The 12366-nt window shown below is 70.6% G+C and carries 9 protein-coding genes; 3 read left to right on the forward strand and 6 right to left on the reverse strand.

All coding sequences use genetic code 11. The features are described 5' to 3' along the window. Window positions 1-56: 56 nt before the first annotated feature. Window positions 57-713, reverse strand: coding sequence for a response regulator transcription factor (locus O7546_RS07335; RefSeq protein ID WP_194803501.1), 657 nt, complete (start codon window positions 711-713; stop codon window positions 57-59). Next, on the reverse strand, window positions 710-1798 hold the full coding sequence (locus tag O7546_RS07340) for a histidine kinase (RefSeq protein ID WP_281600634.1): 1089 nt from the start codon (window positions 1796-1798) through the stop codon (window positions 710-712). Before O7546_RS07340 ends, O7546_RS07335 begins: the two co-directional genes overlap by 4 nt. A 232-nt stretch (window positions 1799-2030) precedes the next feature. On the opposite strand from O7546_RS07340, the gene O7546_RS07345 reads away from it, so the two are divergent. The 3 genes from O7546_RS07345 to O7546_RS07355 all read left to right on the forward strand — a co-directional run bounded on the left by O7546_RS07345 (window position 2031) and on the right by O7546_RS07355 (window position 5055). Then, complete coding sequence (locus O7546_RS07345) at window positions 2031-2501, forward strand: DUF6326 family protein (RefSeq protein WP_194803503.1); 471 nt, start codon at window positions 2031-2033, stop codon at window positions 2499-2501. A gap of 368 nt (window positions 2502-2869) precedes the next feature. Continuing rightward, window positions 2870-4603, forward strand: coding sequence for a hypothetical protein (locus tag O7546_RS07350; protein ID WP_194800741.1), 1734 nt, complete (start codon window positions 2870-2872; stop codon window positions 4601-4603). 236 nt (window positions 4604-4839) lie between these two features. Next, a complete protein-coding gene (locus O7546_RS07355; protein WP_194800743.1) occupies window positions 4840-5055 on the forward strand; it encodes a hypothetical protein in 216 nt (71 codons plus the stop codon). Window positions 5056-5177: 122 nt separating this feature from the next. On the opposite strand, the gene O7546_RS07360 is transcribed toward O7546_RS07355, so the two are convergent. The 4 genes from O7546_RS07360 to O7546_RS07375 form a co-directional block, all read right to left on the reverse strand. Continuing rightward, window positions 5178-6917 (reverse strand): PQQ-dependent sugar dehydrogenase, encoded by a 1740-nt coding sequence (locus O7546_RS07360; protein WP_281600635.1) that lies wholly within the window; start codon window positions 6915-6917, stop codon window positions 5178-5180. A gap of 28 nt (window positions 6918-6945) precedes the next feature. Further along, window positions 6946-7899 carry an SMP-30/gluconolactonase/LRE family protein gene (locus O7546_RS07365; RefSeq protein WP_281600636.1) on the reverse strand — a complete coding sequence of 318 codons (954 nt, stop codon included), beginning with the start codon at window positions 7897-7899 and terminating at the stop codon, window positions 6946-6948. Window positions 7900-8339: 440 nt separating this feature from the next. Further along, entirely contained in the window at window positions 8340-8981 is a 642-nt protein-coding gene (gene wrbA / locus O7546_RS07370; RefSeq protein ID WP_194800745.1) for an NAD(P)H:quinone oxidoreductase, read from the reverse strand. A gap of 48 nt (window positions 8982-9029) precedes the next feature. Then, window positions 9030-12305 (reverse strand): BTAD domain-containing putative transcriptional regulator, encoded by a 3276-nt coding sequence (locus O7546_RS07375; protein ID WP_281600637.1) that lies wholly within the window; start codon window positions 12303-12305, stop codon window positions 9030-9032. Window positions 12306-12366 lie beyond the last annotated feature (61 nt).

The following is a 12366-nucleotide window of genomic DNA, read 5'->3' on the forward strand; positions in this document are numbered from 1 at the left end:
GCTCACACCGAAGCGGTCGGCGTTGGTTCTCCGCGACCCGAGCCTGCGGGCGCCGATCAGGTGCCGACGCGGCGTGTCTCGTAGGCCCACATCACGATCTCGACGCGGTTGCGGGCGTTGAGCTTGCGCATCAGGGCGGCGATGTGGGTCTTGACGGTGCTGAGGCTGATGGACAGCTCATCGCCGATCTCGCTGTTGGTCCGGCCGCGAGCGGCAGCCAGCAGGACCTGTTCCTCGCGAGCGGTCAGCGGCTCGACAGGTTCAGGTGGCACCGAGCGCGGGCGGCTGTTCGCGAAGGAGGACAGGAGCCTCGCGGTGATGTTCGGTGCGATGAGGGCGTCACCTCGGGCGGCGGCATGGACGGCCTGGGCGAGCATCTCGGCGCCGGCGTCCTTGAGGAGGAAGCCTCGGGCGCCCGCCTTGAGCGCCCCGTAGACGTACTCGTCGAGGTCGAAGGTGGTGATGACGACGACGGCCAGAGGGTCGGCGACGTCGGCCCCGGCGAGCTGGCGGGTGGCTTCGATTCCGTCGACCTCGGGCATGCGGATGTCCAGCAGGCACACATGGGGACGCAGCGCACGGGCCATGGAGATCGCCCGGCGGCCGTCGGCGGCGTCGCCGACGACGGCGATGCCCGGTTGGGCGTTCAGGATCATGCAGAGCCCTGCTCTGACGATGTCCTGGTCGTCAGCGACAAGCACGCGGATGGTCATGACGTCAGCGCTGTCCGAGGCAGCGAGGCGTCGACGCTCCAGCCGCCGTCCGGGGCAGGTCCCGCCCGGAGGGTGCCGCCGAGCAGGCTCGCCCGCTCGGCCATGCCGCGCAGCCCGTAGCCGGCGTGCGGGGAGCTGGTCGTGGTCGCCTCGCCGTCATCGTGCACCCGCAGGTGCACCTGGTCGCGGGATGCGGTGACGTCGACGGTGACTCCGGTGGCGCCGCGGGCGTGGCGGGTCGCGTTGGTGACCGCCTCGGCGGCGATCAGGTAGAGGGCGGTGCCGACTGCCGGCTCAACGGCCTCGACGTCACCGGAGACCTGCACGCGGACGCCCAGCACCTCGCCGCCGGGACGAGCGAGTCGTTCGATGTCCGCCACCCCTCGCCGAGGGGCGAGATCGGCGTCCGTACCGTCGCGCAGCACGCCCACGAGGGCTCGCATCTCCCTGAGCGTCCGGGACGACTCCTCCTCGATGGTGACCAGGGTGGCCAGCGCGCGCTCCGGATCTGCGGCGGCCAGCGCGCGACCTGCCTGTGCCTGGACGGCGATGGCCGAGACGTGATGGCCGACCGTGTCGTGCAGCTCGCGGGCGAGTTCGTTGCGCTGATGGAGCCGGACCTGCTCGACGTCGCGGTCGTGGCTCCTGGTGCGGTAGCGCACTGCCGCTCCGAGCGCGGCCGAGCACAGGAAGAAGCCGTAACCGGCGACCCTCTCCGCGGGTGAGGTCTGCTCCGCGACGAGGGTGACGGGCAGCCAGACGAGGATGATGCCGAGTCCGAAGGCAGCCTCGCGCCCTGCCCCCCAGCGCAGCAGGGCGTAGGGCAACACGAGCAGCCCTGCGATGCCCAGCAGGCCGGTGGCGTCGATTACCGCGATCCTCGCGATGTCGAAGGCGAGAACGGTTCCGAAGGCAACGGCTACTGCGGCCAGCGGTCGCGTGCGTCGATACAGCAGGCACGCCGCGACCACGACGCTGACACCGACCAGCAGCAGCGCCCATGCCCTGTGGTCGCGCAGCAGCACCTCGACGACCGAGATCACGACAAGAGCCGAGGACAGCGCCCAGTCCCGCCACACCCGCACCGGCGCACCTGTGGGGCGAGGCTCAGCCCAGATCCCAGCAAGCATGCTTCCCCCTTTCCGCAGAACGTAAGGGGGCCGCCCCTCGGGCGGATCAGCCGAAAGTACGGCGAGTGTCCCGCGCCTGGGACCAGGACAGCCCGAGCCCGCAAGCGGATGTGGCGCCTGCCAACGCTGGTCAGTGTTGAGACATCGAGTGAGCCGACCCGGCTGACGCCAGCAAACAGGAGACGTGATGACCAGAACCGACAGATCAGCCGGTGCGCTCCGGGAGGCGCACATCCCGGTCCAGGCGAAGCTTGCCGCGGCCTGGGCCAGCTTCATGTTCCTCTACATCTACGTCGACTACCTCGCCCTGTACAAGCCCGGCTTCATCGACGACATCCTGGCCGGCACGGTGCACGAGTTCGACACCGGCCCAACCTTCGTCGCCCTCGCGCTCACACTCATGGCCGTCCCGATCCTCATGATCCTGCTCTCCGCGACACTCCCCGCCCGCGTCAACCGCGCCACCAACCTCGTCGTGGCAACGCTCTACATCCCCGTCACGGTGTACAACGCGGCCGGCGAGTCCTGGAGCTACCTCTACTTCTACGGCTTCTCCATCGGGCTCGAGCTGCTGCTCCTGGCCTTCATCCTGCGCACCGCATGGACCTGGCCCCGGGCCGTTCGAGCCCGCCGAGACCTCGCCCAGGCCCCGCTGTGACGCTCGATGCACGCCCCGTCTGCGGGGTCGGTTGCAGCTGCTCCGGCAGCAGTGACCGCGAGCAGCCGGTTGCGTCGAATGTCATTATATCTGCGTCTTCGCAGAACTTCATGGCATCCGCGAGACCGCATTGACCTTCTTCTTCTTTCCTCTGGCTCCTGGTAGAAGTGCGACATGCCCTCACGGCGTATCACGTCACTGGTGGATGAGCGCGGATCGCGACGTGCTGGCTCGCCGCCGTTGCGCGGGGTTTGCCTCGCCGGGGCGGGCGGTGCCTCGGGTTTCATGATCGGTCGACTGCTGCTCGCGGTGCTCAGTGCGGGCACGCAGCTGGTCACGGCAACTCGTCGTCCAGCACTGGAGGTGTGATGAGCGAACCTGCCGAGGTCGACCGCCTGCTCAGCGCCGCCGACGAGATCACCGCGCGGGCCGGTCTCGGCCCGGACACCCGGGCGGCCGTTGAGCAGGCGGTTGCCGCTGCCCGTGGTCTGGGCGATCCGGGGCGTCTGCTGCACGCTCTGGGCCGCGCCACTCTGAACCTCTCTCAGGAACGGCTCGCCGATGGCGGTGACGTCACTGAGCTGCGGGGACAGGCCGAGGAGGTCATCGCGCTCGCCGGCGATCTGCTCTCCGATCCGGACTGGCATGCCGATGCCGTGGTCCGCACCGTGCAGGCGGGCCAGATCCTGGCCGGCATCGGGCTCGTCGATCGCGGGCGCGATGTCGTCGAACGGGTGTGGCGGTTGGTCGCGCCCCGGCCCGCCGACGGCCTCGACGCCTGCCGCGCTCGGACCGCAGCACTGACTGGGCTGGTCACCCTGAGACTCGGGACGGACCCCTCCGTCCTGGGACCGTTGGCCGCAGAGATGGTCGACCTGCAGCGTGGGCTCGCCCGCGACACGGGCGAGGCGGCCGCCGTGATCGACCTGGCGGATGCCCTTGGAATCTTCGCGCGGGTCGCCAGCAGTCTGGGGCGGCCGGACCTGATGCGGGTGGCGCTGACCGAACAGTACTCAGTGGAACAGATGTTCCAGGGTTCCGGAGCGCAGAAGCGACTAGAGCGGATCGAGGCGTCGCTGGCGCAGCTGCGACAAGCCGCGCCGGCAAACCTCGTGGTGCCCGACTCGGGCGCATGGCGGATCCGCCGCTCCTACCTGGACCTGCTGGCCCAGCCCGCACCATCCGGCGTTACCGCCGGCGGGTTCGCGGCTCGGCTGGCGGCGGAGTCGCGGGTGACCGGCCGTGCACCCGGCAACCGCCCGCCCGCTGACCCGTCGGTGATCGCCGATTGTGCCTCCCGGCTCGATCAAGGGATCTCTCTGGCCGACGCAGATCAGATCATTGAGGCCGACCGCGTCCTCGCCGAGCTCGCCGACGAGTTGAGCCTGTACGACGGGGCGACGTCGGACCCGGCCCGGCGGGACGTCCGGCGCCTCTGGTCCGCGGCCCTCTACCAGCGGGCGATGCTCCGGCACCGGATCGGCCACTGCGACGACGCCTGGGACCTTGCCTGGCTGTCCGTGGTCGTTGCCGTCCGGCGGCACGAGGGCCTGCTACGCGGGACTGCCACCGAGCGGGAGGCGCTGGCCGACGCGGTCACTCACATGGTCGACGCCGCCGTGGTCGCGGAAGCCACCGGACGTGACGAAGACCAGATCATGCTGCTGTCCGAGGTCATCGACCGCTGCGCGGACGCGGACGCGGCCTACCCAAGGTTGCGTCGAATCCTCGGCACGGCCCTGCACAATCTCGCCGCCGCGATGCTCGAACGCCAGCAGACAGCGACCGCGGCGCCCTTGGCCGAACATGCCTACGCTATCCGTCATGAGCTGGCCGTGCTGGACCAGCGCGCAGCCTGGGAGTATGCGAACACACTGCTGCTCACCGCCGCCCTCGCCGTCGACCGTCAGGACTGGCGAATCGCCGTCGAACGTCTCAGCGCAGTTGGGCGACTGCTGGTTGCCTTGCGGACGTACCCGGAAGCGATGGCCGGGTATGCAGGACAGCTCGCCATCGAGGTCACCACCCGGGCGCCCGAGCTGGTGGACCGGGCTCGTGCCGCCGGCACCTGGCCGTATCAGACTTGGACCCCTCAGGCGTAGCGCCGCCCGTTCGGCGTGAGACCTCGCCCACGCGCGGGATGCCAAGCCAGGGGTGTCCGGTCGGCGGCTGCCAGCCGGTTACCGGATCTGGCAGGTCCCGGCCGGCCGATGGTCAGCTGCTCCGCCCCCAGTTTGACGCGAGCCTCGGTAGGGAAGTTTCGCGGACACCTCGATGAAGGAGGGGGCATGGAGACGTCCGCTAGCGTCGGGCGCAGTTATCAACAGCCGACAAGGCCATGCGTGGCGGCGCCTGCTGCAGCGCCAACGCCGAGGGGGCGAGCCTGATGGCTCGCGTCGGTCGCTACGGGATCCCGAGGTTCGTGTGGTCCCTGATCTGGCTCGTCGTCTGCATCTTGATCGTAATCCTGTTGGCCCTGGTCATTCACCACTTCGGAGGCGCCTCTCTGTCGCTCAAGCTCGGCCACTTCTACCTGAACATCGGCGTCACCTGACCTGCTGCCTCGTCGACACTCCGGCGGCGGTCCGCCGCAGTACCGGCCCGGACCGCTCGGAGGGTGCCCGCGCGACGTGGGCACCCTCCGAGGGCAGGCGGTGCCGGATCCCCGGCTCGCCCTCAGCTCGTGGGGCCCGACGTCGCCCCGCCGAGGGTCACCTTGAGGATCTTCTCGTTGCTGTTGTTCGGGGTGCTGTCCTTGTCCCCGCCGGTGCTCGTGGTCAGCCACAGGTTGCCGTCGAGGGTCGGTTCGACGGTACGCAGCCGGAAGTACGTCCCGACGAAGTACTGCTGGACGTTGGTGAGCGTGTTGCCGCTGATCTCCGCACGGTACATCCGGTTGCCACGCAGGCAGGCGATGTAGAGCACGTCCCGGACGATCGCGATGCCGCTGCACGAGGCCTCGGCCACCGGGTACGTCCGGATCGGGGCCCTGAAGTTCGGGTTGGCGCAGTCGCCGGAGGTGCCCTCGCAGGCGGGCCAGCCGTAGTTGCCGCCCTTGACGATGATGTTGGTCTCGTCCATGACGTTGTTGCCGAACTCCTGCTCGAAGAGCCGGCCCTGGGAGTCGAAGGCGAGTCCCTGCGGGTTGCGGTGGCCGTAGCTCCACACGTGGTTGCCGAAGGGGTTGTCCGCGGGCACGGTGCCGTCGGGGTTGAGCCGCAGCACCTTGCCGCCCAGGTTGCCGGTGTCCTGGGCCACGTCCGGATCCTGTCCGTCGCCGGTGGCGGCGTAGAGCTTGCCGTCGGGGCCGAAACGCAGCCGGCCGCCGTTGTGGTACTTGTTGCGCGGGATTCCCGTGACGAGCACCTGCCTGGTGTCGGTTTGCAGCGTGCCGTCGTAGCGGATGCGCACGATCCGGTTGTCGGTCGTGGTGGTGTGGTAGATGTACAGCCAACGGTCGGTGGTGAAGGTGGCCGAGACGGCCAGCCCGAGCACGCCGCCCTCGCCGCTGGTGCCGGCCACGTTCGGCACGGTGCCGATGCTGCGCTTGTCGGTGCCGTCCGGGTTCATGGCGACGATGTCGAACAGGTCGCGCCGGCCGTAGAGGACCGTGCCGTCGGGCAGTTGCACCAGGCCCCACGGCAGGTCCCTCTCGGTGGTGATCGCCGTGGCGCCGCAGATCGGGCTCGTGCAGCCCGAGCCGGTGTGCGCGGTGACCGCGGCGCTCGCCCCCGAGGCGTTGCCCTGGGCGTCCCGGGCGGTCACGGTGTACCGGTAGTCGGTGTCGGGCGTCAGCCCGGTGTCGGTGAACGTGGTCGCCGGCGGGTTGCCGGCGGTGCCGGTGGTGGAGCCGACCGCCGTACCGTTGCGCAGGATGGTGTAGCCGGTGACCGCGACGTTGTCGGTGGAGGCCGACCAGGTGAGGGTCACGTCCGTGCCGTTCACCGTCGCGGCCAGGTTGGTCGGCGTGCTGGGCGGAGACGTGTCCTGCTGGCAGAACGGCGGGGTGACCGAGAGCGTGGAGCTGGCCTGCGAGACGTTGCCGGCGGCGTCGCGGGCGTTGACGTACCAGCCCCAGGTGACACCCTGCACGACGCTGAGCGTTGCGGTCCGCGTCCGGCCCGGGACCGAGGTGACGAGCTGGCCGTCGTGGTAGATGTCGTAGAAGGCGACGCCGACGTTGTCCCAGGAGGCGTACCAGGCGAGCGTGACGGACTGGCAGGTCAGCCGGGTGCTGCGCAGGCCGGTCGGCCGGGTGGGCGGGCTGGTGTCCGCGGCGAGCCGGGCCGTCGGCCGGCTCCCGGTCGCCGGCGCGGCCGTCGCGGCGTTGGCGGGTACGCCGGTCAGGATGGTGCCGGCGCAGATCAGCAGGGCGAGCGGTACGCGGTGTCGGAACTGGCGAGGATTGATCCGCACGGATGCTTTCCTTCCCGGGTCTTCTTGGTCAGTACGGGTAGCCGGGGACGTTGAGCCGCACGCTGTACAGGCCCGAATCGTTCGTCCGGCCGGAGGTGATGTAGAGGGTCTGCCGGTCGGGTCCGCCGAACGCCACGTTGGTGGTGCCGGTGCCGCCGGAGCGGATCGTGCCGAGCTGCGCGCCGGCGGGCGAGTAGACGTGGATCAGCCCGTCCGAGCCGGAGGCCCAGTACACGTTGCCGGCGCAGTCGACGGTGACCCCGTCGGGACCGCCGAGGTAGTTCACGAAGACGCTGCGGGCGCCCGTGCTGCCGTCGGGCTGGACGACGTACTTGTAGATCTTGTTCTCGGAGTAGGCGCCCACGTAGAGCGTGCCGCCGTCCGGGGAGAGCGCGATGCCGTTGGGTTGCCGCAGCCGGTCGTCCACAAGCGACACCTGGCCGCCGGAGACGCGGAAGACACTGGTACGTCCGCTCATCTGGTCGGGTCGGTTGCCGCGCTGGAAGTTGGGGTCGGTGAAGTAGACGACGCCGTCGGACCGGACCGTGACGTCGTTTGGTGAGTTGAACGCCCGGCCCTGGTGGTCGGCGGCGACGGTGCTGCGGGTCCGGTCGCTCAGCCGGTATGCGGAGACGTTCCGCTGGTCGTGGGTGGCGGCGATGATCTGCTGGGCGTCGGGACTGAGTGCCAGGCCGTTGCTTCCGGCATCGGCGATGAAGGTGTCGAAGGTCGCGGGCGGGGTGAACCGGCGGATCGTGGAGGGCTGCACGTTGTACGGCCCGGTGGCCGCGGCCATGTCCGACATCAGCAGGTAGCCGCCGTCGGCGATCCAGACCGGTCCTTCGAGGAACGAGAACCCGCTCTGGATCTTCGTCGCGGACACGAGGCCGGCCGGCAGGGGCGGGCCGTACGCGGCGCCCTCCGGGCAGACTCCTGGTGGAGCGCCGGGTGGGCCGGTGAACGGGTAGGTGTGAACGTTCACATGAGGGGCGTCCCGAGATGCCGGGGGTGCGGCACCGGCGGGGCCTTGTGCGGTGGTGAGCGCCAGGCACAGGCCGGTGAGTGCGGCGATGGTTGGACGCCAGGTCATCGGGTACTCCAATCGGAGTCGGTGAATGCTTGGTGGGGTCGGCCTCGACCCCACCATCACCTATCATTGATCAGTGTCGATGCATATGGAACGCAGCTTAGGCGAGGAAGCGGCGCCCCGCATCAGTTGTCCACGATCACCTTCGGCGCATGCCCCGACAGGCACCCGATGACCTGGCCGGTTGAGCGCTGACACTCCGTACACCTTCGTGGTGACCGCCCGCGAGGCGGCGGGCGACGGGCCCGCGGCCCCACCCGGGTCCTTGACTTCCCGCATCCGCACCGCTTCCACGCCGATGGATTCCGCCGGCATCGGCGAAGGCCGCCTGGCTCCTACCCGAGCCTGCTGTCCGTGCGGGCGGCGGCGAGAGCGGCTGCCATCCGGGTCAGGCGTGCGCCCTGGAAGCAGGCCGTCTCGAGGACAGCTCTGGCGTACTCCGGATCCCGGCCGGCGCGGCTCTCCACCTGGCTGACGCCGTACGGGTTTCCGCCGGCGGCGTGAGCGGTGTCGTAGTTCAGGTAGCCCGTGGGGAGGATGATCGACCCCCAGTGGTGGAAGGTCTGGTAGAGGCTGAGCAGGGTCGCCTCCTGGCCGCCGTGTTCCTCATAGGTGGCGGTGAAGCCGGTCGCCGGCTTGTCGGCCAGTTCCTCCGCCTGCCACGGGACGGTCGTGGTGTCGAGAAACTGGCGCAGCTGGGAGCAGATGTTCCCGAAACGGGTCGGCGTGCCGAAGGCGTACCCGTTGGCCCACCGGAGGTCGTCCAGGGTGGCGACCGGGATGTCGGCAGTGGCGTCGAGGTGGGCTCGCCACTGCGGCTTGGCATCGATGACGTGCTCCGGCGCCAACTCCGCCACCCGGCGCAGGCGGACCTCCGCGCCGGCGTCCGCGGCTCCGTCGACAAATGCCTGCGCGAGCCGGTGCACGGTGCCGGTGGCGGAGTAGTAGATGACGGCGATCCTGGCATCGGTCTGCATGGTGCCTCCTGGGTCGGCTCGGTTCTCGGTCAACCGTGCCGAGCAGGCTTACCGTTCGCTGACGATCCCCTTACCGACGCCGCTGAACGGCTGTTCGTCGAGGTCGAGCTGTGCGCCGCGGCTCATCTCGGCTGTGAGTTCGTCGCTGCCGAGCGCCTCCCGGAGGCGGACGGTGATGCGCTGGACGTCGTGTTGCTCGCCGGGAGGCAGCGGCGCTCCGGCGGCCTCGCGCAGCGTCCGTGCCGCGGCGAGCAGCCGCGCGGCGGGGCGGCTGTCACCGCCGAGGCTGATGGCCCCGGCAAGGCCCTCGAGAGCCAGGGCGATCGCCCGTTGATCCCCGGTGGCGCGCGCCGCGTCGAGCGACTCACGGTGGTGGCGCTCGGCGAGGACGGCATCACCGCGGTGCTCCGCGATGAACCCCAACTCGGCCAGCGCGAGCGCGCAGCCCGGCAGGAAGCCGGCACGGCGGTTCCAGTCGAGCAGATCCCGCTGCTGGGTCTCGGCGGCGTCGAGGTCGCCCCGCCGTCGCGCGATCATTGCCAGGCCCGTGCCGGCGAAGGCGACGGCGGAGGGGCTCGACTGTTCCTGGGCCACCTGTAGCGCGCGGTTGTGACTGACGGCGGCCTCGTCGAGGTCGCCTCTCAACATGGCGAGCCGGCCGATGCATGCGAGCTGCCGGGACACCGACGTCCACAGCCGCAGGTGTTCGGCGATGCGCAGCGCCTCCCGATAGCGCGTGGCGGCGCGATCGTAGTCGCCGTGGATCTCGGCCAGGGTTCCCAACAGGCTCGTCGGATGCACCTGTCCCCAGCGGTCGCCCACCTGCTCGAACAGCGACCGGCTGGTCTCGCAGTCACGCTGCGCGGCGGGCAGGTCGCTGCGGAGTACGAGCGCGAGGTCCGCCCGGATGGCGCAGGCGGCGGCGATGCCCCACCGGTCCCCGCCGGCGCGGAACGCCGCCAGCGCCGCGTCGACCAGGGCGGCGGCCTCGCCCGGATCTCCGGAGCCGAGCATCATGGAGGCGAACAACCACTGCGCGAACGCCTTCTCCGGCCCCTCGGTGTCCTGGTAGCTCTCCAGGATCCGCTGCCGGGGAGCGGTCGGATCGCCGTCCCGGGTGGCGAGAGCGGTCAGCCACATCTGCGCATGTCGCCGCAGGCCGTCCGGTGCGACGTCGTCCTCACTCCTCGGGACGATGTCCAACGCCGTCCGCAGTGACCGGCTCACCTCTCCGAATCGACCCCGGAGCAGGCGGTACCAGGACAACGAGGTCGCGAGCGCCAAGCCCACGCGGGCCTGACCGTCGGTGGCGGCGACGTCGAGTGCCGCCCGGAGGTTGGCGCTCTCGGCGTCGAGCTCACGTAACGCACGACTCTGATCGTGCCCACGTAGCCGTCCGGCGGCCTGCTCGGCGAGACGGGCGAAACACGTGGCGTAACGGCGACGAGTCGCGGGCAGTTCGGCGGCGCTGTCGAGCTGTTCCAGACCGTAGGCAGCCACCGTCTCCGGCAGCCGAAAGCGTCGCGGAGTCTCGCCGCTCCGCACCATGACCAGCGATCGGTCGATCAGGCGTGCCAGCACGTCGAGGACCTCGTCCGATGCCACCTGCCCGCCCCCGCACACCTGCTCGGCGGCGGCCAGGGTGGCGCCGTCGGCGAAGACCGCGAGCCGGCGCAGCACCGCGCGTTCGGGAGGTGACAGCAACTCCCAACTCCAGTCGATCACGGCGCGAAGCCCTTGCTGACGCGGGGGCGCGGTGCGCCGGCCGGATGACAGCAGCCGGAAGCGATCGTCGAGCCGTGCCGCCAGCTCGCCCGGGTCGAGAACGGCCAGACGGGACGCGGCCAGTTCCAGCGCCAGCGGTACGCCGTCGAGACGCCGGCAGATGACGGCGACCGCGTCCGTGTTCCGCTGATCGACGGTGAACCCTGGCTCGGTGGCGCGGGCGCGGGCCACGAAGAGTCGAACCGCCGGAGCCTCGGCGATCTGCCGCGCGCCGGCTCCGGGCTCCGGCAGGGTCAGCGGCGGCACCGGAAAGACGGCTTCGCCGGGGATCCCGAGCGGCTCGCGGCTCGTCGCCAGGATGCGCAGGTCGGCCACGGCGCCGAGAAGCTTCTCGGTCAGTCGAGCGACCGGCGCCACCACGTGTTCGCAGTTGTCGAGCAGCAACAGCATCCGCCGACCTCGCAGCGCGGCGACCAACCGGTCCATCGGCTCGCGCGGTGGTCGATCACCGGGCAGGCCGGGCGGGCTGTCGTCCCGGATCTCGAGCGTCGCCGCCACCATGTCGACGATCTCGGCGCAGGTCGCGTGGTCGCCGCAGTACGGCTGGCCGGCCAGCTCGACGAGCCACAATCCAGCGGGGAACGTGTCACCCAGCGCACGAGCGGCCTCGATCGCCAACCTGCTCTTTCCCACCCCACCCAGACCGGTCAGGGTCACCAGCCGCTCGTTCGTCAGCCGCTCCCGCACCGCCTCGACGGCCCCGTCGCGCCCGATCAGCCCGCCGTACGGACCAGGCGACAGAGGCGCCGGCAGATTGGTCCGGGCCGGAGTCGACGCCGGTGCCGGCGGCTGGAGGGCGGGATCCTGGCGCAGGATCGCCCCGTGCAGCTCGACCAACTCCCTGCCGGGATCGATGCCGAGTTCGTCGCGCGCCTGCCGACGGAACTGCTCGTAGGCGAACAGCGCCTCATGCTGGCGTCCCGAGCCGTACAGGGCGCGCAGGTGCGCGGCCCGTAGTCGCTCACGCCACGGATGGCGTGCGACCAGGTCGGTCAGTTCCCCGGCGAGCAGGTGGTGCTCACCGAGATCGAGCCGGGCCTCGGCCAGCTCCTCCAGCGCGGTCAGGCGCTGGTCGTTGAGCCGCTCGACCGCCTGGCGGACGAACCGCTCGTCGCTGAACTCGGCGTACGGGGAACCGCGCCACAGCGACAGGGCCTCCGTCAGCGTCGCCGCCCGCACAGCCGGCTCCCGCTGCGCGCCCGAACGTACCAACAGAGCGGCGAAGCGACCGGCGTCGACCGATTCCGACGGCGTCCGCAGCCGGTAGCCGGCTTCACCGGACTCGACCAGCGCACGGCCGCCCGCCTCGCCCGCCCCCAGTGCGCGGCGCAGCTGCGACACCTTGGTCTGGAGCGCCCCGAGCGCGTTGCCGGGTGCCTCGTCACCCCAGAGATCCTCGATCAGCCGGTCGGCGGTCACCGGGCGCCCCTCGTGAACCAGCAGGTCAGCCAGCAGACCACGCACTTTGAGGCCGGGCACGGCGACAGGTGTGCCGTCCGACGTCCACACCGCGACGTCGCCCAGCACTCCGAACCTCATCGCTTCACACTAGCCAGCCGGCTGTCCCGCCCCGCGAACGTCCGCCGACCGACGGTCTGCT

Source organism: Micromonospora sp. WMMA1976 (assembly GCF_027497335.1).
In the GTDB taxonomy this organism is placed as follows: domain Bacteria; phylum Actinomycetota; class Actinomycetes; order Mycobacteriales; family Micromonosporaceae; genus Micromonospora; species Micromonospora aurantiaca.

Excerpts from the sequence above, each read along its gene's own strand:
- O7546_RS07355 (WP_194800743.1), top strand. The coding sequence starts at position 4,840 with ATGCGTGGCGGCGCCTGCTGCAGCGCCAACGCCGAGGGGGCGAGCCTG.
- O7546_RS07350 (WP_194800741.1), top strand. The coding sequence starts at position 2,870 with ATGAGCGAACCTGCCGAGGTCGACCGCCTGCTCAGCGCCGCCGACGAG.
- O7546_RS07345 (WP_194803503.1), top strand. The coding sequence starts at position 2,031 with ATGACCAGAACCGACAGATCAGCCGGTGCGCTCCGGGAGGCGCACATC.
- wrbA (WP_194800745.1), bottom strand. The coding sequence starts at position 8,981 with ATGCAGACCGATGCCAGGATCGCCGTCATCTACTACTCCGCCACCGGC.
- O7546_RS07335 (WP_194803501.1), bottom strand. The coding sequence starts at position 713 with ATGACCATCCGCGTGCTTGTCGCTGACGACCAGGACATCGTCAGAGCA.
- O7546_RS07375 (WP_281600637.1), bottom strand. The coding sequence starts at position 12,305 with ATGAGGTTCGGAGTGCTGGGCGACGTCGCGGTGTGGACGTCGGACGGC.